This window comes from Marinobacter sp. SBS5 (assembly GCF_048285575.1).
GTDB lineage: Bacteria > Pseudomonadota > Gammaproteobacteria > Pseudomonadales > Oleiphilaceae > Marinobacter.
Genome location: NZ_JBLWAZ010000001.1, coordinates 356890 through 374731 on the forward strand (window position 1 = coordinate 356890; position 17842 = coordinate 374731).

The window sequence follows — 17842 nt, forward strand, 5'->3', positions numbered from 1 at the left end:
GAGAGGATGGAACCATGCAGCTGATACTTGGCCTGGCTCTGGCCGCTGCCGTGTTTATTGTGCTTAAAAAGTGGGGGGCCTTGTCACCGCAAGGGCAGAAAGCCGCAATCTGGAAAATTGTTCTGGTTGCTGGCGGTGCGATGTTGCTGTTTATGGTACTGACTGGACGTGTACACGTTTTAACGGCGGCAGTGGCTGCGCTCATTCCTTTATTGCGCAAGCTGCCAGCGTTACTTCGCTATGCGCCGATGTTTCGGAAAATGATGGGCGATTCGTCGGGGCCTCAAAGTGGCGAGCAGTCCGGCCAGAGTGGTTCTTCGTCGGGGCAACATGCTTCTGCCCGAGGGGCAATGTCAGAACAGGAGGCCTGCGACATTCTCGGAGTGCAGCCGGGTTGCTCACGGGATGAGATTGTTGCTGCCCACCGCAAGCTGATGCAGAAAGTGCACCCGGATCGCGGTGGCAATGACTATCTGGCGGCCAAGCTGAATGAAGCCCGAGATGTCCTGATCAGTAAACGCGGCGTTTAAATCGGGGCACCATTTCCACTTTCACTTCAATGGATTGGTTTTCGGCCTGCTGGCCGTTGACCCGATAGAGAATGCCGTCCCGTTGGTGGGTTTCATGCGTACGGGTGCCGCCGAGTGAGACCCACTGCCCGGGTTGAACGCGGCGGATGGTCATCAACGCTTCGGTTTCATAACCTTCCAGTGCGGCCGGGTCTTCCTCAAAGGAAACGATGTTCAGCTCGATGGATTGATCTGAAATGGCCTGTGGGCTGACGACGAAGCCGCTTCGGGTTTCAACTTTTTCCAGAATCACCGCCGGGTTACGGCCACCTTGTACGGCGAACGGCAAGCTGCGCACGTTGCCCGAGGTGATGTGTGCCGACTGGCCATCTTGAACGATCAGCTGCCGTTCCGTGTTGGAGTTGGTGCTGTAGGTGCGGCGCTGCACGCTGGCGTTCGCCTTGTTATTGGAAATGCTGACGCCTGCCCCTGTTTGTTTGCCCCCGATATCCTGCCGGTAGCGCACGCTGATGCGCATTTGAATGGGCGGTACGTCTAGGGTGTTCACCAGTGTGCCGATTTCATCCAGCAGTGCCGGTTCGCCCCGAACCACCAGCTGGAGGCCCCGGGCGGTGACGGTAACGGGTGCCTGTTGATAGAGCACTCGGATTTGCTGCGACACGTCTTCGGCGGTTCGGTTTTTAAGCTGATAGATGCGAGCTTCGGGTTCTGCCTGAACGTTGCTGGCAAATACTGACAGGGCCAACAGAAGGGCAGTGCCGAGCGCTGACGAGCGGGCGAACTGGCTCAGTTTTACAATGTTCATGCAGACCTCCACTATCCTTTATTCCGGCCGCTGACGATAAATTAATCAGAATTGCCGGTTGCCAACCCTAAAACCGTGGGTATATAGTAAAAAGCATGAAGACCTTACACGCAGCCTGTCAATTGAATGTTCTGAAAGCTTTCGGTGAAAACCTGAAGGCCGCAGGTTCTGCTGTGTATTTTTGGTGGTGTGGTTATGGCTTTTATTTTAGCCAGAGCTCGGGCCGCCCATAAGATCTTCATCGACCGAATTTAGCGAGGAAGGCAGCCCGGCAAACAACCCAGGCTGCCACCGGACTCAAAAAGCCCCGACTGGTAGCCCAGCCGGGGCTTTTTTGATTCTGACTTAGGGAAAACGGGAACACGGATATGAACATGCCTCTGAAAACTGAAACTTTGGGCACGGTATCGTCGACTACATGCCAGCCTCGCCAGGAAGCGAAGCTGCCGACCGCCAATGAGCTGTGCCAACAGTTTCCTGCCGGTGAGCCACTGACTCGGGCCATTGCCGGTTATCGAGAGCAGATTCGCAACGTGCTGAATGGCCAAGATCCGCGCACCTTGATCGTCATCGGGCCTTGCTCTATTCACGATGAGCAGGCAGCGCTGGACTACGGCACCAAGCTGAAAGCACTGGCGGATGAGGTCAGTGACCGGTTCCTGATCGTGATGCGTGCTTACCTTGAAAAGCCTCGTACAACGGTGGGCTGGAAAGGGCTGTTGTACGATCCGGCCCGCACCGGTGCGGGCGATTTGAATCAGGGCTTGGTTCGTTCCCGTAAGTTGCTGTTGGCTCTGTCTGAGCTGGGTTTGCCGTTGGCGACCGAGGCATTGAGTCCGTTCATGATGGATTACCTCGGCGATTTGGTGAGCTGGACGGCAATCGGTGCGCGCACCACAGAGTCTCAGATTCACCGGGAACTGGTCAGCGGCTTGCCGATGCCTACCGGCTTCAAGAACGGCACCGATGGTGGCGTTGCGGTGGCGATCAATGCCATGAAATCTGCAGCGCATTCCCATCATCACATGGGAATTTCTCATTCGGGAGCGCCGGCGATGATCACCACCGCCGGAAATCCGGACACGCATCTGGTGCTGCGCGGCGGTCGAGGCGTGACCAATTACGATGAGGCGAGTATCACCCGGGCGGTGAAGGAATTGCAGAGTGCCGGTGTCTCGGCTTCGGTGATGGTGGATTGCAGCCACGATAACGCCTGCAAACAGGCCGAACGGCAAGTTGAGATTGCCCAAGAGGTGATGGCTCAGAAGCGTAACGGTAACGCCCACATCAAAGGCCTGATGCTGGAAAGCTTCTTGGCCTTCGGCCGTCAGGACGACGGCGAAGACCTGATTTACGGGTGCTCGATTACTGACCCGTGCCTGGGCTGGGAGCAGACAGAGGCTCTGATCCGCTCACTGTAGAAAACAAGAGCTGACCGGCCAGCAGCACCAGAATGCCACCCATGACCCTGTCCAGCCAGTGTCCGAACCGATTGAAGCCCCGGCGGACACGGGGGTGGGTGAAGAACAGCGCCACCAAAGTGAACCAGAGGCCGGTGGCCAGGGCCATGTATAGACCGTAGCCGGCCTGAAGCAACACGGGTGTGTCCGGGTTAATGACCACGGAAAACAAGGACACGAAAAACAGTGTCGCTTTCGGGTTGAGTACATTGGTCAGGAAGCCGAGCCGGAACGCGGCCCAGCCTGACTGAACTTTTCCGTTTTTAGTTTCAACATGAACGCCGCCGGGCTTGGCCCGCAGGCAGTGCCAAGCGATCCACAACAAATACAGTGCACCGATGACCTTCAGCACGGTAAACAGCATGACCGATTGCTGGATGATCAGCCCGATACCCAGTAGTGAATAGCCAACATGTAACAAAATGCCCAGCCCGATGCCAACGGCACTGAGCAGTGCGTTCCGGCGCGATTGGGTGATGGCCTGGCGCAGCATTACCGCAAAATCCGGCCCGGGGCTGGCGACCGCCAACAGGTGAATCAACGCCACAGTAAAAAATTCCAGCCAGTAGTTCTGCACCTGTCGTCCCCATCGTAATGTAAGTTGAAAGCATAAGCGGATTTTTTATCGCTTTCACCTGTCATGAGTCAATAAGCTTCTATACTCGAAGCGTAAGTTATAGAAAAATCAGCGAAATGTTGTATGAGGAGGCCTGATGGAAAAGCGTGAAGTAGATGTCGCCATTATCGGTGCTGGCACCGCAGGCATGGTGGCTTACCAACGGGCACGAAAGAAAACCGACAAGGTGTTGCTGATCGAAGGCAAGCAATACGGCACCACCTGTGCCCGAGTGGGATGCATGCCCAGCAAGTTACTGATTGCGGCCGCCGAAAGTGCTCACAACGCTAGTAAGGCTGGTCTGTTCGGTGTGCAGGTTGGTGATATCAAGATTGATGGCGGGCAAGTGATGGAGCGGGTGCGCCGTGAGCGCGACCGGTTTGTGCAGTCGGTTGTCCGGTCAATGGAAAATCAACCCGAGCCACAGCGGCTGATGGGGCACGCCCGGTTTGCGGGTCCGCACCGGCTCGTGGTGGGTGAGCATACGGAGGTTATCGCTGACCGCATTATTATTGCCACCGGTTCGAGGCCCAATGTTCCGGGTATGTTTACCGACGCGAAAGACCGGTTGGTGGTGAACGATGACATTTTCAGCTGGGACGACTTGCCGGAATCGGTTGCTGTGTTTGGCCCCGGGATTATCGGATTGGAGTTGGGGCAGGCGTTAAACCGCTTGGGCGTTCGTATTCGGCTGTTTGGCGTGCGAGGCGGTATTGGTGGCATTCGCGATGAAAAAATTCGTGACTACGCGCTGAATACCTTCGGTGATGAGTTCCCTCTGAGCGCAAAAGCCGAGACCAAGCGAATCGAGCGAACTGAAAAGGGCGTGCAGATTACGTGGGTAGAGGACGGTAAAGAGCATAAGGATACGTTTGACTACCTGTTGGCGGCTACAGGCCGCCGGCCGAATATCGATAACCTCGACATTCAGAATGCCGGTATCGACCTGGATGACCGCGGTATGCCAGACGTTGACCCCAACACCTTACGTTGCGGCGATAGCCACATCTTTTTGGTTGGCGACGTTAATAACGAACGGCCTTTGCTGCATGAAGCGGCTGATGAAGGCCGTATTGCTGGTGATAACGCCGGCAGCTGGCCGGACGTGCGTGCGGTGACGCGGAAAGCCTCGATGGGGGTGGTGTTTACCGATCCGCAGATTGCCTTCGTCGGTTTGAGCTACCACGACGCAGACAAAAAGTGCCCGGGCGGATTTGCGGTTGGAGAAGTCAGTTTCGAGAATCAGGGCCGCAGCAAAGTGATCGGTAAAAATCGCGGTTTGTTGCGGTTGTATGGCGAACACGGCAGCGGCTTGTTTCTCGGTGCCGAGATGTTTGGCCCGGCAGCAGAACATATTGCGCACTTACTGGCGTGGTGTGCGCAAAAACGCATGACTGTCAGCGAGATGCTGGCGATGCCGTTCTACCACCCGGTGATTGAAGAGGGGCTGAGAACGGCATTGAAAGATCTTCATTACAGCCTCGAGGAAGGCCCGCAAGCGGTGGATGAGTGCATGGACTGTGGCCCGGGAAGTTAGGTTATCCCGGGCGTACTGGCGCCGATCAGCCGTGTTGTGCAGCGGGTTGAAAGCTACTTACCGGCTGGGTGGTTGAATTTTGGGAGTGGCGTGCCCACATCTTTTCATGGAAGAAGTAAGCAACGGTATTGATGGCCGGCTCCACCATGGCAATCAGTCCACCGATCAAAAGGTCGCCGGTCAGCAAATAAGCGACGGAGAAGGCTACGGTAAAGTGAGTGGCGGCAAACGTAATCGTTTTAAGTAGTGATTGGTCAACGTGAGACCCGTGGTTGTGAACGTACTGTTTTAAGGCGCTCATGGCTGTCTCCGGGAGAATGATTTCGAGAACTTCATTCCAAGACAAATGAGAAAATTTCGCAAATAGAAAGTTTGGCGAAGCTTGATAGTGTATTTCTATGGGTGGCAATATATTTTTATAAGTTAACGCTATCGTCACCATTGGAGAACTAAACTTCAATGACGAAACGAATGGGCTTATTGTTTTAGTTATTCCAAGCCCAAAACAAAACCAGGAGGTTCAACATGGGTAAGAATTTTATCGGTCTTGATACGGAACAAACTCAGAAGCTGGCGGACTCCCTGAACGGGCTTTTGGCGAACTACCAAATTTTCTATATGAACGTTCGCGGCTACCACTGGAACATCAAGGGCGAGAACTTCTTCGAATTGCACGCGAAGTTTGAAGAGCTGTATGACGACCTGCTGCTTAAAATTGACGAGATTGCGGAACGCGTTCTGACACTGGGGCACGTGCCAGCTCACGCCTACAGCACATACATTGAGCAGTCTGAAGTGGTTGAGCGCAAGAACGTTTCGGATGGCAAAGAAGCTGTGACTAACATCGTGGATAGCTTCAGTAAGCTGATCGCCAAACAGCGCGATATTCTTAGCCTTGCCGGCGAAGCCGACGATGAAGGTACTTCTGCACTGATGAGCGATTACATCTCAGAGCAGGAAAAAACAGTCTGGATGTACCGGAGCTACTTGGGTCACTAAACCCTGTAAGGTAACGGTATCTCAAATGGCGGCTCTCGGAGCCGCCATTTTTATTTGAGTCTTTAACTTGTCTTATTTCCGTCCCTTTTCTGTCATCTGTTTGCCATAGGGTGAGTCGTCATTTACACAACGTCGACGCAAACTAGAGGTAAACATGACTTATCAACGTGCTCTCCTGACCTCCGCCATGCTCGCTGCCGCGGGTGGCCTTGCTGCTTGTGCAGTAGACACTGACTCTCAGGTCAACGCTGAAGTGCCCGGGCTGATTGAGTTGAGCGTGCTGGGCAGCTATGTGCCAGAAGGGGATGTGTTCGATGAAAGCGCTGCGGAAATCATCGCGCACGAGCCCTCTCACCAGCGGCTGTTTGTCGTTAACGCCCAGGCGGCCACGGTGGATGTGCTGGATATTAGCAACCCGGCAGCGCCTGCACTGATCGACACCATCGACGCCAGCCGGGAAGGGGCATCTGCCAACAGTGTCGCGGTATATGGGGGCCTACTGGCGGTAGCCATTGAAGCGGAAGTGAAGCAGGCGAAAGGCAAAGTCGTGTTCTACAACGCATCCGACTTGTCCAAAGTGGGTGAGGTGACGGTGGGTGCGCTGCCAGACATGGTGACCTTTACCCGCGATGGTCAAAAAGTATTGGTGGCTAACGAGGGCGAACCGAGCGACGACTACACCACAGACCCGGAAGGTTCCGTAAGCGTGATCGACCTTGCCAATGGTGTTGCAAACGCTACGGTAAAAACCGCTGACTTCCGTGCTTACAACGGTCGTGAGCAGGAGCTGCGTGAATCTGGTATTCGTATTTTTGGACCGGGGGCTTCAGCCGCTCAGGACTTCGAGCCAGAGTACATTGCGGTATCCCAAGACAATACCCGGGCCTGGGTGACTTTGCAGGAGAACAACGCGGTGGCCGTTCTGGATATTGAGAACGCCCGGATTGTCGATGTTCTGCCGCTGGGCTTCAAAGATCATCGCCTGTTTGGCAACGAGATGGATGCCAGTAACAAGGATGGCGGTATCAACCTTCAGAACTGGCCCGTTAAAGGTATGTATCAGCCAGATGCTATTGCCAGCTATGGCTACAACGGCATGACCTATTACATTACCGCGAACGAAGGTGACTCTCGGGATTATGACGGTTTCAGTGAAGAGTTCCGGGTGAAGGATCTGCAGCTGAGCGAGGCTTTCGGTAACGAGGCTCAGCGCAAGGAACTGCAGGATAAGGCCAACCTGGGCCGCTTGAAGGTGACTTCCACTATGGGCGTGATCAACGGCTGTGATCCGGCCAGCAAGGCCACCGATGTAGAGCAAGATTGCGTGTTCGGTGAGCTGTACAGCTATGGTGCCCGGTCGTTCTCGATTTGGAACGAGCAGGGGCAGCGAGTGTTTGATTCTGGCAACGACTTCGAGCGCATCACGGCTAATCTGATTCCTGAAGGCTTCAATGCAACCAACGATGATAACGGTGCGGATGACCGTTCTGATGATAAAGGTCCGGAACCCGAAGCCGTGGCCGTTGGCGAGATCCAAGGTCAGAATTATGCCTTTATCGGTTTGGAGCGAGTGGGGGGCATTATGGTTTACAACGTGTCCAACCCTCAGAGTCCACAATTCGTGCAGTACCTGAACAACCGGGATTTCTCTGTTAGCACGGCTGAGGTTGAAGCTGGCAAGGCCGGAGATTTGGGGCCTGAGGGCATGGCTTTCATTCGGGCAGAAGACAGCCCGACCAGCCAGCCAATCCTGGCGGTGGGTAACGAGGTGAGTGGTACCACTACGCTCTACCGAGTTGATGTGGCGGGCGCATCAACCAACTGATATTGAAGTCTTAATCGCCCAACAAAACCGCGCTTTCGGGTGCGGTTTTGTTTTTTCAGGCACAGAGTAATAAAAACCGCCTGCACATAACGCTTTGTAATAGCGCTGTCATACCCCCCCTCCATAGTGTCATTTCAGTTGAGTTAACACCGTTGCCGGGCGCGCCCGGCTTTTTAACGCCTTGGCGTTAAAGGGATTTTTTGAAACCTGTTTTTAACATTCAGTGGTTAGCCTGCTAGCACAAGTTGCCGGTGATCAGTAATTGGATTTAGAGCGTGACGAGATATACCCGTATTACCCATTTGATGATTGCACTGCTGCCATTGCCGGCTCTGGCTGAGGTTCAGCTGACGCTTGGGGCTTGTGTAAACGTGCAGGCGGTGCAGGGCAGCGAACAGACCGCCTCCTCCGGCCAGTCCCTCACGTTGGCTGACGGCACACAACAGTTGGTGGTGGAGTGCGCCACCGAAGTCGGCCGGGAGGAAATTCGGGAAATCAGTGATGCCTTTGTTATCCGCTTCCGCGCTGAGGATGCCGAACTGAGGCTGAGTGCTCCGGAAATCGATACCCGAAATGAAATGGCGAGCTTCAATCAGCAGGGCAATTGGCAGCTGACGGATGGTCAGGGCCGAGCAGTGGGGTTCACTACCGATGTGCTCGAGAAAGAGGGCTTTCAGCTGGTGCGGGACTATCCACGAGAGCTGGCCGCTTACAATCGGTCGGGCGATGTTGCGGCGGTAGCTGTGCGAGCACAAACCGCCGGTGCGGAGTTGCAAATAAACCCGGAAGGATTGTTGTTGGATCCGCAAGCCGATGCGGATCAGGAAATGGTCAGCAGGATGCTGCGTTACTGGTATCTGAAAGCCGACGAACAGACTCGAAAAGAGTGGGACAGCTGGGTCGAATCCAGCAACCGATAAACACCAAACCAAAAATGAAAGTGGAGTTATAAAAAATGAAGAAGCTTCTTCTGGCTGTTGCTGTGTCTACTGTTGCTGCAGGTTCTGTCAATGCGGCGACTGTTTACGAGAAAGATGGTTTTACTTACAAGCTGAACGGTGATTTCCAGATTCAGTTGCGCAAGAAGATTGGTGATGACACCAATGAATATGTGGATTTCGATGACCTGGAGCTAAAAAACTACGTTAGCTATGACCTGGGTAACGATATGAAAGCCTTTGGTCGTCTGGATTTTGACTTTAAAGATCACGCCAACGGCAAAGACGTCGATGAGCCAATTGAAGAAGCTTACGTTGGTATCCAGTATGGCGTAACTTCTTTCTCCATGGGTAAGCAAAACTTTGCCTCTGACGAATTCGGCATCGAAGAAGCTTATGAATCACCGCTGGACGAAGATCAGTTTGACGCAGTGAAAACGGATGGTGACGATACGTTCCGCGTTGATGTAGAACTGGACAATGTTTACCTGGTTGCTTCCTACGAACTGGAGGCTGAGGACAAAGGCGGTATTACCGGTGAGTTCTTCGATTTGTTTGCATCTACCGAAATTGCTGGCTTGGAATTAGCTGCTGCGTACCAGCGTAATACTCCCATTGGTCTGGACGAAAAAGACACTTGGGGGCTGAGTGCTGGTTATGACTTCGGTATGTTTGGTCTGGCCGCTGACTACAGTGTCACTGATGACAGCAACACGGATCTTGAGACGACGTTGTACAACATTGCGGCCACCATCGACGTTACCAGCACCACTGCTGTCGCGCTTGGCATGCAGAACCAGGAAGAAGACAACAGTGACGACGTGACTGCTTGGTACGCGAACGTGACCTACAAGTTCCCGACTGCCAAGAACGTCAGCGTGTTTGCTGAAATCGCCGACACCGATGAAGACGACACTGACATGGGCTTCCTCGCCGGTATGCGCGTGAAGTTCTAAGCAGTACCTCCAAACCGCCAACCATGGTCACGCCAACGGTTGGCGCGAGGAAAACCAAAGGCCGGGCAGCATTGCCCGGCCTTTGTGCGTTCTAGACAGCAAGATCCAGGGGCGGAATCTCTTGATGCAGGAACCATTTTTCCGTGACGACTTTCTGAGTGAACCAATGTGAACGCATCAAGGAACTGGCAATGGGTTGCTTGAGCCAATCGGGCACTTCAAATCCGCGCTCCTGTTCGCGGGCACGGTGGCCAAACCGCTTAGAAATTTGCTCACCATAGCGTTGCAGTGACGAAGCGGAATAATCCGGCGCGTTCAGAATTACTTTGGCGGCAATTAATGCGGACTCAATGGCGGGGCGGATGCCTTCACCGCTCTGGGTGTAAGCCAGTCCGGCGGCATCACCAATTAATAGAACCCCGTCATCCAGTAGGGGCCGTTGGGCATGGCCATACAGTAAGTAAGCGTGCCCCTTGAAACGGCCGGGCAGGTCGCTGGGAATTCGCCTGGACTGTTGCATGTCTTGCACAAAGGCTTCCAAGTGCTCCGTCAGCTGATGGTTGTCTTCACGCCCCAGGCCGATATTCAGGAAGTGACCTTTGCGGAACACCCACGCGTAGCCTTTAAGATCGCGACAGAACCAGAGTTCCGGCGTGTCACCACGGGCTGCGCAGGCTTTGGCTTGCTCCGGCGTCATTTCGAACTCCACTTCCTTGGCTGCGACCACCGTTTCATGTTTTCCGGGGCCCGCGCCTATAAGCTTGGCCACCGGGCAGAAATGTCCCCCGGCCCCGATCAGCAGGGGGGATTGCCATTGCTCGTTAATAACCCAGTTGCCGTTGTCCCGAGTGATGGATTTTACAGGAGTGGCCAGTTGTTTCTCGGACGTAACCCGGCCCAAAAGATAGGCGTCAAACTCGCAGCGTCTTATGCCGTAACTGACGACTCCGCCATGATGATTTTCCACCGGGCTCTGGCCCATCATGCCGATCCGGAAACGGCTGATGGATTGCAGTGTTCGCCCGCGGCGGTAGTCTTTTATGTCAATGTGCAGGCTTGCAAGTACGGCGGGGGTTACCCAGCCCGCGCAGGTTTTATCTCTCGGGAAGTCTGCCTTATCAATGATCAGCACCTTCTTCCCCGCGCATTCTAGTGCGTGGGTAACGGTGGCGCCAGCCGGGCCTGCGCCCACAATGATGGCATCGAAGTTGTCCATTATGAGTGCTCCGGTGTTGTCGGGGTGGCGTATAGATCATGACGGGTTTGGGGAATGAGGTTGTTATCACCATGGCTGAACACCACCTGAAACAGCTGCAGCGAGCCCACACGGAATGCTGCGATGGAGCCTGCCAAATAGAACCGCCAGGCACGGGTAAAGCTTTCATCGTACATGCGGGTCACTTCATCTTGGTGGTGGGTGAAGTTCTCCATCCAGTGAGTCAGGGTCTTGGCGTAATGCAGACGCAGGTTTTCCACATCCAGCACCGAAAAGTCATTGTGCTCACAGATTTTCATGAACTCCCCGATGCTGGGTGGGTAGGCGCCGGGGAAGATGCGCTTTTCGATCCAGGCGTTCATTAGCATGGGGCGGTTGCGTCCAATACTGTGTAGCAAGGCTAGGCCGTTGGGTTTCAAGCTGCGCATGATCAGATTTGACAGGGCCGGGTAGTTCTCTTTGCCTACGTGCTCCAGCATGCCTATGGACACAAACGCATCGTACTGACCTTCAATGTTGCGGTAGTCGTCTTCTATATAGGTGATTTGTTGGGTTAGGCCCTGCCGTTCGGTCTCGGCTTTGGCGTAGTCGAGTTGTTCCCGAGAGATGTTGTAGGAACGGACCGAGACGCCATAATGGCTCGCCATATAGCGAGCCAAGCCACCCCAGCCGCAGCCTGCTTCCACGACCGTCATACCCGGTTTTAGCCGAAGCTTGCGGCAGACGTGCTCAAGTTTGGCCAGCTGAGCTTGCTCCAGCGTGTTCTCCGGATGTTCGTAGTAGGCGCAGGTGTACTGCATTTCAGCCCTGTCCAGCCACAGTTTGTAAAACTCATTGCCCAAGTCGTAATGGTGGTGGATGTTCTCTTTCGCTTCAGCAATGCCCGATGATCGTGGGTTCGGGTTCTTCCATAGGCTGTCCAGCCATTTTGGCCATTGTTCTTGGGCGGCGTGTACAGATCGGTACACCGTCTCCATGAATTCAGTGAGATCGCCTTCAATATCTAGGCGCCCGGCACTGTATAAGTCGCCAATGGCCAGATTCGGAGTGGTCACCAGTGAGTACAGGGCTTTGGGGTCGTTCAGGGTCAGTGTGAAGCGAGCAACCTGATGTTCCGGTTCGAGCCGGTCACCATTCCAGAGTTGAAAACAAACAGGTGGTGAGCCGGCCATCCGAATGAATTTGTCGAGCAGCCAGCGCTCGTAACTGCGGGGTTCGCGGTTGGGCTGGTGGCTCTCATGAGGGATGCTCAGAAGGTGCGTGTTGTCCTTGCCCGAACGCGGCGCCCTGTGGACGTTGCTGTTTGTCATGGTGATGACTCCCGTTGGAGACAATGCCGGGCGGTCCCGAAAGCCAAACTGAGAGTCGCGCTACTTACTTAGTATAGAAAATGATCAGGTTTTGTCAGGTTTAGAGGAATGATAGTAGGGGGCAGGACCGAGTTTGAGGCCGGTCCTGCCTATTATGAGGTGAGTTTCAGTAACTGGAGCTCATCCCGAACCAACCCGGGAAGATGACGATCATAGCCAGTACCAGAATTTGAATCAGAATGAACGGAATAATGCCTTTGTAGATATCGGTTGTTTTCACCTCGTCGGGCGCCACACCCTTGAGGTAGAACAAGGAGAAGCCAAAGGGCGGCGTCAGGAAGCTCGTTTGCAGGTTCATGGCAATCAAGATGGCAAACCAGAGCATGTTGATGCCCATGGCTTCCGCCACGGGTGCCAAAATCGGCACGATGATGAAGGAAATCTCCACGAAGTCGATGAAGAAACCCAGCACTAGAATCACCACCATCGCCAAGATAATGAAGCCCCACTGTTCGCCCGGAAGCATCATCAGCCACTCTTCCAGCAGGTAATCGCCGCCGGTATAGCTGAACACCATGGAGAAGGCGGTCGCTCCGATCAAAATGGCAAAGACCATGGCCGTTACTTTGACGGTGTCTTTGGAGGCATCCCACACCATTTTAAAGCTGAACTGGCCGTAAACGATGGCCAGAACCACGGCGCCAACACCGCCCAATGCCGAGGATTCGGTGGGTGTGGCGATACCGGTGAAGATAGAGCCCAGAACCACCACGATCAGCGCCAAAGGCGGGATGATGGCTAGGAGCGCGTTGCGGATTTCTTTGCTGCGGCTGATGCTGTCGTCCGGCGGCATGGCCGGAGCCGTCTGCGGCTTGAAGCGGGTCAGGAACAGGATGTAAACAATATACAGCCCAATCAGCACCATGCCCGGCCCGACCGCGGCTTTAAACAAGTCGCCAACCGGTAGGCCCAGTACATCACCCAGAATAATCAGAATGATCGATGGCGGCACGATCTGTCCGAGGGTGCCAGACGCACAGATGGTGCCTGTAGCCAGTCGCTTGTCGTAGTCGTGGGCGAGCATGACCGGAAGGGATATCAAACCCATGGCGACCACGCTTGCACCCACCACGCCGGTAGATGCGGCGAGGAGTGCACCCACCAGAATGGTGGAAATAGCCAGACCACCCGGCAAGCCACCAAACAAACGGCCCATCGAGGTTAGAAGCTGCTCTGCCAGCTTCGTGCGCTGCAGAATCACGCCCATGAAAATGAACAAGGGCACGGCCATCAGAACGGTGTTCTGCATGACACTCATGATGCGATACGGCATGAAGGCAAACAGGTCCATGCCTTCGGCGAAGACGCCAAAGAACAGCGCAACACCACCAAAGGTGAAAGCCACCGGGAAGCCCAGCATCAGCATGAACAAGGCAACGAGGAACATAATCATACCGATCATGCCAAACCTCCTGCGCTGTGCTCGCTTTCATAGGATTTTTCTCCGGCCAGTACGCGGATCGCGTAGGTGATCATGTTTAAGCCCGCGGTGCCGATAAAGAACGCGCTGAGGGGAATGATGGACTTAATAATCCAGCGATGGGGTAAGCCGCCGGGATCGCCACTGCCTTCGCCCATCTCGTAGGCGTCAACTGCGAAGCTGTATCCATACACACCGATCAGGTACGCAAAGGGGATGACGAAGATCAGGGCGCCAATGAGGTTGATCCAGGCTTTGTTTTTTTGTTGCCAGTTGGTGTAGAACACGTCCACTCGTACGTGGCCATCCGTGCGCAGGGCATAGGGAATCCCCATCAGGAAGACCACCGAGTACAGGTGCCACTCCATCTCTTGCATGCCAATCGACACGTCACTGAATACGTATCGGGTGACAACGTCATAAAACACGTTGGCGGCCATCAGGATCATGGCCACGCAGGCGATCCAGCCGCAGAGTTTGGAGAGCCAGGCCAGGCCCTCGTCCAGTCTGATAATCCAGCGCATTAAACCTCTTCCTCCGCTGAGCGGATGTTTTGTGTGGCTTTTTAATGAAAAAAGCCGGAACCACTTTTCAAGAGCGATCCCGGCTCTGATTTAGCATGACCCAGAGTTTACTGAACTTCTCCCATGGTGTTGAGGTATGCGCGTTCAGAAATCTCGGTATAGGCGCGACTTTGTTTCTGGTAACTCAACTGTGAGTCGATGATCTTCTTGGCCATTGGGCTTTTTTCAGCTGTTTCTTTAAGCAGCTTTTTGTTGGCATCGTACATGGCCTGGAAGATGTCAGCTGGGAACCGTTTGATCTGGACGTTGGGGTAGTCTTTCTTGATGTTCGCCCAAGCTTCCGCGTTGGCGTGCTGAGAGTGCACCAGCATGTCGTAGGATGCGGTGCGCATGGCCACTCGCATGATTTCCTTCAGGTCAGCCGGCAGTTTTTCCCATACGCGCTTGTTGATCAGGAACTGCAGTTCGGTCGCAGGCTCGTGCCAGCCGGTGTAGTAGTAGTCAGCAATTTGCTGGAAGCCAAGGCGCAAATCCAGTGCTGGCCCAACCCATTCAACGGCATCAATGGTATTGCGTTCCAGGGCGGTGTAGAGCTCGCCGGGGGCAATGTTGGTGGGGTTTACACCCACTTCGGCAAAGACTTCACCGGCAAAACCGGGAATTCGCATTTTCAGACCCTGAAGGTCATCCAGTGATTTGATTTCTTTGCGGAACCAGCCGCCCATCTGAATGCCGGTGTTGCCGCCGGGGAACGACAGCATGTTGTGGGGCTCATACACTTCCTGCATCAGCTCCATACCACCGCCGTGGTAAAACCACGCGTACTGTTCCATGGCGTTCATACCGAACGGCATGCTGGTGAAGAACAGGGTTTCGGGCACTTTGCCCTTCCAGTAATAAGAAGCGGAGTGGCCCATGTCGTACTGACCGGCCTTCACCATGTCGAAAACACCCAGCGGGGCTTTGTGCTTGTTGGCCGAGTCGATACGAATTTTCAGACGACCGTCGGACATTTTTTCAACGGTTTCGGCAAAGCGTTTGGTGGTATCACCGAAGATGGGGAAGTTCGGCCCCCAAGTTTCGGCGAGTTTCAGGGTGAACTTTTCCTGTGCCAGAACCTGTGATGCAGAGAATGTGGTAGCAATGGCGAGCACGGTCGCCGATAAAATGGATCGGATTTTCATGGTTCTTTCCAACCTGTCGAATTGTTTTAGTTGTTTGTCGAGTTATTGGCCAGCGTGTTTGCTAGCCGGCATTGCTGAATAGTTTAGTTGAGGTTTGCATATTTGGTGGGTGTTGTGCAGCAAAAAATTGCTCGAATTACGACGTATGTCTAGGAGTGGGGCGGTCGAGCGAAAGGCGCGATCATTACGCTCGGGGACTGAAGACCGGTGTTCTTGTGCGGTACTGTCGGTAGCGGCGGAATGCACTTAACGCGGGTTTCTCAACGCCATAGTGCAAGAGGGCCGCGAGAGAGATAATCGCCCCTAACGCCAGGGCAACGCCAACAGGGCCAGGAATTCCCCATTGGTAGAATAGGGTGATCAGCCCGTAGCCGATGTTCTGGTGGATCAGATACAGCGTGTAGGAAATACTGCCCAGCCAGAGCAGTCCGGGGTGGGACAGCACGTTCAAGCGGCCAGCCGTGGCCAGGATGAAAACACCATAGCAACCCAGTACGAATACATTGAAGGGCGCTTTGTAGGCGATCAAGCAGTGGCCGATGGTCAGGGTTAGTAATGCGATATCGGCGGCGGGCGGTTTGCCGTATTTATACCAGCGAAAGAGCAGCATGCCACTGATAAACAGAGGGGCATAGCGCACGAACAAAAGGTCCTTCACCAGAAAATCCAGAGCATCCGGGATCGCCTTCCACCATAGTACGCCGATGTAACTGATGACAGTCCAGAGCCAAAGCACTGGGCGCAGTCTTTGCCAGCTCTTTAATCCGTAGAACAGCAGTGCGATCCAGACATAAAAGGTGGCTTCAATCACCAAACTCCAATAAGCGCCATCAACGTGTGGGTGTTCGAGGTACTCGTGCAGGAGAGTCATGTTTAACAGCGCGGATACTGGCTCGACGGCACGATCCTCGGGCCCGAGCCAGTGCACCGAGAGAAAGGTCAATGCGATACCAGCCCACAATGCGGGTAATAGCCGGAACGCCCGGGCGAGGCCAAACCAGCCGGCCGTTTGAGTGCGTTCGAGAGTCATGAAAATGACGAAGCCGCTGAGCATAAAAAACAGGTGCACACCGTAGCGCCCGAACTCGAGAAAGGATGGGCTGTCAAAACTGTGGCCATACAGCTCGTGGTAGTAGGGCAGGTAGTGGAACAAAACAACGCCAAGCGCGGCAATGCCACGAAGTGCGTCGAGGGCTGTTAGGCGGCTTTGGTTGTTTTGCATGGTGTTGATGCGTTCCAATAAAGCTGTACGCTCATCATAACCGGCCTGGCAGGTAGCGGATATACGATTCGGTTGCCCGGAGCTGACCATCTGTTCATGGTTGAAGGTTCGGAGTGGATTTCAACACGGGTGTATGATGGCTGAAAGCCAGTGCCAAGGAGCAAGCAAGGTATGACAGTTGAACTCGGTATGATCGAAGGGTTTTACGGCCCTATGTGGACGTGGGCCGAACGGCGCAAGCTGTTAAAGACCTTGGCTGGGCACGGCTATGGCTTTTACCTTTACGCGCCTAAGGCTGACCCCTATTTGCGCCGGCGCTGGCAGGAGCCGCATCCGGCTGAAGAGTTTGAAGCATTAGTTGAGTTTGCCGAATTGTGTAAACACGAAGGCGTTCGTTTTGGCGTGGGTTTGAGCCCTTTCGAGATCTTTAACCAGTTCGACGAGAACGCGCGCCACGCCCTGGCCGCCAAATTGAAAGCACTGGACCGGATCGGGGTGCAGGAGCTGGCCATTCTGTTTGATGATATGCGCTCGGAAACGCCGTCGCTGGCCAATACTCAGGCCGAGATTATGCGTTGGGTCAAGGCGCACAGTGACGCAACCATATTCAGCATCTGCCCGACCTATTATTCCGATGATCCGGTGCTGGATCGAGTGTTTGGTGAACGACCTTCGGATTATCTTGAAACGCTGGGGGCCGAGCTTGATAAAGATGTACGAGTATTCTGGACCGGTGAGGAAGTCTGCTCCCGGGAAATTTCACCGGGGCATTTAAAGCACGTGGGCGACCGCCTGGGCCGCAAACCGGTGCTGTGGGACAACTATCCGGTGAACGATGGCGACAGAATGTCTCGGCACCTGCATCTCAGGGCCTTTACCGGCCGGCCGGCCGCGAATGCGGCGCACTTGGCGGGCCATGCCATTAATCCAGCGCTGCAGCCGGTACTGACCTCGATCCCGGCGTTGACGCTGGCGGAATCCTACCGACTGGGGCCGGACTACCAGTACGGCCAGGCCTTTCATCATGCCGCCCGTGAGCTGCTTGGCGAAGAATTGGCAAACCAGATTCAGCAGGATTTGTTGAGCTTGCAGGATGCGGGGTTGGGGCGTCTCAGCGAGGAGCGAAAGCGGGCTCTTGCACACACCTACGATGCCTTCGATCACCCGGCTGCCAGCGAAATTATGCGCTGGCTGGCCGGAGACTATCAGGTGACTGACGAGATGGTGCAAACCCAGTGAG

The 17842-nt window shown here is 54.5% G+C and carries 17 protein-coding genes; 8 read left to right on the top strand and 9 right to left on the bottom strand.

The window, feature by feature from the left end; all coding sequences use genetic code 11:
• The first annotated feature begins 14 nt into the window (after positions 1-14).
• Positions 15-530 (top strand): DnaJ domain-containing protein, encoded by a 516-nt coding sequence (locus ACNQ6O_RS01685; protein ID WP_418051515.1) that lies wholly within the window; start codon positions 15-17, stop codon positions 528-530.
• Here ACNQ6O_RS01685 and ACNQ6O_RS01690 read toward each other — a convergent pair.
• On the bottom strand, positions 511-1335 hold the full coding sequence (locus ACNQ6O_RS01690) for a secretin N-terminal domain-containing protein (protein WP_418051516.1): 825 nt from the start codon (positions 1333-1335) through the stop codon (positions 511-513). The genes ACNQ6O_RS01685 and ACNQ6O_RS01690 overlap by 20 nt on opposite strands.
• A gap of 368 nt (positions 1336-1703) precedes the next feature.
• Between ACNQ6O_RS01690 and ACNQ6O_RS01695 the strand changes: the two genes are divergently transcribed.
• Complete coding sequence (locus ACNQ6O_RS01695) at positions 1704-2756, top strand: 3-deoxy-7-phosphoheptulonate synthase (RefSeq protein WP_418051517.1); 1053 nt, start codon at positions 1704-1706, stop codon at positions 2754-2756.
• Here the strand turns inward: ACNQ6O_RS01695 and ACNQ6O_RS01700 are convergent.
• On the bottom strand, positions 2701-3372 hold the full coding sequence (locus tag ACNQ6O_RS01700) for a LysE family translocator (RefSeq protein WP_418051518.1): 672 nt from the start codon (positions 3370-3372) through the stop codon (positions 2701-2703). The genes ACNQ6O_RS01695 and ACNQ6O_RS01700 overlap by 56 nt on opposite strands.
• A gap of 136 nt (positions 3373-3508) precedes the next feature.
• On the opposite strand from ACNQ6O_RS01700, the gene ACNQ6O_RS01705 reads away from it, so the two are divergent.
• Complete coding sequence (locus ACNQ6O_RS01705; RefSeq protein WP_418051519.1) at positions 3509-4948, top strand: dihydrolipoyl dehydrogenase; 1440 nt, start codon at positions 3509-3511, stop codon at positions 4946-4948.
• Between the two features lie 25 nt (positions 4949-4973).
• On the opposite strand, the gene ACNQ6O_RS01710 is transcribed toward ACNQ6O_RS01705, so the two are convergent.
• Entirely contained in the window at positions 4974-5249 is a 276-nt protein-coding gene (locus ACNQ6O_RS01710; protein WP_418051520.1) for a DUF2061 domain-containing protein, read from the bottom strand.
• A 224-nt stretch (positions 5250-5473) separates the two neighbouring features.
• Between ACNQ6O_RS01710 and ACNQ6O_RS01715 the strand changes: the two genes are divergently transcribed.
• The 4 genes from ACNQ6O_RS01715 (at position 5474) to ACNQ6O_RS01730 (ending at position 9666) form a co-directional block, all read left to right on the top strand.
• Positions 5474-5947, top strand: coding sequence for a Dps family protein (locus ACNQ6O_RS01715; RefSeq protein WP_418051521.1), 474 nt, complete (start codon positions 5474-5476; stop codon positions 5945-5947).
• Between the two features lie 154 nt (positions 5948-6101).
• Positions 6102-7772: a choice-of-anchor I family protein gene (locus ACNQ6O_RS01720; RefSeq protein ID WP_418051522.1), complete on the top strand. Its 1671-nt coding sequence runs from the start codon at positions 6102-6104 to the stop codon at positions 7770-7772.
• A gap of 275 nt (positions 7773-8047) precedes the next feature.
• Positions 8048-8692, top strand: coding sequence for a DUF2057 family protein (locus ACNQ6O_RS01725; RefSeq protein ID WP_418051523.1), 645 nt, complete (start codon positions 8048-8050; stop codon positions 8690-8692).
• Positions 8693-8727: 35 nt separating this feature from the next.
• Positions 8728-9666: a porin gene (locus ACNQ6O_RS01730; protein ID WP_418051524.1), complete on the top strand. Its 939-nt coding sequence runs from the start codon at positions 8728-8730 to the stop codon at positions 9664-9666.
• Between the two features lie 91 nt (positions 9667-9757).
• Here ACNQ6O_RS01730 and ACNQ6O_RS01735 read toward each other — a convergent pair whose 3' ends face one another.
• The 6 genes from ACNQ6O_RS01735 to ACNQ6O_RS01760 form a co-directional block, all read right to left on the bottom strand.
• On the bottom strand, positions 9758-10882 hold the full coding sequence (locus ACNQ6O_RS01735) for an NAD(P)/FAD-dependent oxidoreductase (RefSeq protein WP_418051525.1): 1125 nt from the start codon (positions 10880-10882) through the stop codon (positions 9758-9760).
• The gene (locus ACNQ6O_RS01740) at positions 10882-12192 is read right to left on the bottom strand and encodes a class I SAM-dependent methyltransferase (protein WP_418051526.1); all 1311 of its coding nucleotides are present in this window, start codon (positions 12190-12192) and stop codon (positions 10882-10884) included. Before ACNQ6O_RS01740 ends, ACNQ6O_RS01735 begins: the two co-directional genes overlap by 1 nt.
• A 166-nt stretch (positions 12193-12358) precedes the next feature.
• Positions 12359-13654 carry a TRAP transporter large permease gene (locus ACNQ6O_RS01745; protein ID WP_418051527.1) on the bottom strand — a complete coding sequence of 432 codons (1296 nt, stop codon included), beginning with the start codon at positions 13652-13654 and terminating at the stop codon, positions 12359-12361.
• Positions 13651-14196, bottom strand: a complete 546-nt coding sequence (locus tag ACNQ6O_RS01750; protein WP_418051528.1) for a TRAP transporter small permease subunit — start codon at positions 14194-14196, stop codon at positions 13651-13653. The genes ACNQ6O_RS01745 and ACNQ6O_RS01750 overlap by 4 nt, the downstream gene beginning before the upstream one ends.
• Positions 14197-14303: 107 nt before the next feature.
• On the bottom strand, positions 14304-15380 hold the full coding sequence (locus ACNQ6O_RS01755; protein WP_418051529.1) for a TRAP transporter substrate-binding protein: 1077 nt from the start codon (positions 15378-15380) through the stop codon (positions 14304-14306).
• 184 nt (positions 15381-15564) lie between these two features.
• Positions 15565-16602: an acyltransferase family protein gene (locus tag ACNQ6O_RS01760; protein ID WP_418051530.1), complete on the bottom strand. Its 1038-nt coding sequence runs from the start codon at positions 16600-16602 to the stop codon at positions 15565-15567.
• A 171-nt stretch (positions 16603-16773) separates the two neighbouring features.
• On the opposite strand from ACNQ6O_RS01760, the gene ACNQ6O_RS01765 reads away from it, so the two are divergent.
• The gene (locus tag ACNQ6O_RS01765; RefSeq protein ID WP_418051531.1) at positions 16774-17841 is read left to right on the top strand and encodes a beta-N-acetylglucosaminidase domain-containing protein; all 1068 of its coding nucleotides are present in this window, start codon (positions 16774-16776) and stop codon (positions 17839-17841) included.
• The last annotated feature ends 1 nt before the right edge of the window (position 17842 follow it).

Coding starts and splice junctions, on each gene's coding strand:
- ACNQ6O_RS01730 (WP_418051524.1), top strand. CDS start 8,728: ATGAAGAAGCTTCTTCTGGCTGTTGCTGTGTCTACTGTTGCTGCAGGT.
- ACNQ6O_RS01715 (WP_418051521.1), top strand. CDS start 5,474: ATGGGTAAGAATTTTATCGGTCTTGATACGGAACAAACTCAGAAGCTG.
- ACNQ6O_RS01760 (WP_418051530.1), bottom strand. CDS start 16,602: ATGCAAAACAACCAAAGCCGCCTAACAGCCCTCGACGCACTTCGTGGC.
- ACNQ6O_RS01750 (WP_418051528.1), bottom strand. CDS start 14,196: ATGCGCTGGATTATCAGACTGGACGAGGGCCTGGCCTGGCTCTCCAAA.
- ACNQ6O_RS01735 (WP_418051525.1), bottom strand. CDS start 10,882: ATGGACAACTTCGATGCCATCATTGTGGGCGCAGGCCCGGCTGGCGCC.
- ACNQ6O_RS01755 (WP_418051529.1), bottom strand. CDS start 15,380: ATGAAAATCCGATCCATTTTATCGGCGACCGTGCTCGCCATTGCTACC.
- ACNQ6O_RS01685 (WP_418051515.1), top strand. CDS start 15: ATGCAGCTGATACTTGGCCTGGCTCTGGCCGCTGCCGTGTTTATTGTG.
- ACNQ6O_RS01720 (WP_418051522.1), top strand. CDS start 6,102: ATGACTTATCAACGTGCTCTCCTGACCTCCGCCATGCTCGCTGCCGCG.
- ACNQ6O_RS01705 (WP_418051519.1), top strand. CDS start 3,509: ATGGAAAAGCGTGAAGTAGATGTCGCCATTATCGGTGCTGGCACCGCA.
- ACNQ6O_RS01765 (WP_418051531.1), top strand. CDS start 16,774: ATGACAGTTGAACTCGGTATGATCGAAGGGTTTTACGGCCCTATGTGG.
- ACNQ6O_RS01690 (WP_418051516.1), bottom strand. CDS start 1,335: ATGAACATTGTAAAACTGAGCCAGTTCGCCCGCTCGTCAGCGCTCGGC.
- ACNQ6O_RS01745 (WP_418051527.1), bottom strand. CDS start 13,654: ATGATCGGTATGATTATGTTCCTCGTTGCCTTGTTCATGCTGATGCTG.
- ACNQ6O_RS01695 (WP_418051517.1), top strand. CDS start 1,704: ATGAACATGCCTCTGAAAACTGAAACTTTGGGCACGGTATCGTCGACT.
- ACNQ6O_RS01740 (WP_418051526.1), bottom strand. CDS start 12,192: ATGACAAACAGCAACGTCCACAGGGCGCCGCGTTCGGGCAAGGACAAC.
- ACNQ6O_RS01710 (WP_418051520.1), bottom strand. CDS start 5,249: ATGAGCGCCTTAAAACAGTACGTTCACAACCACGGGTCTCACGTTGAC.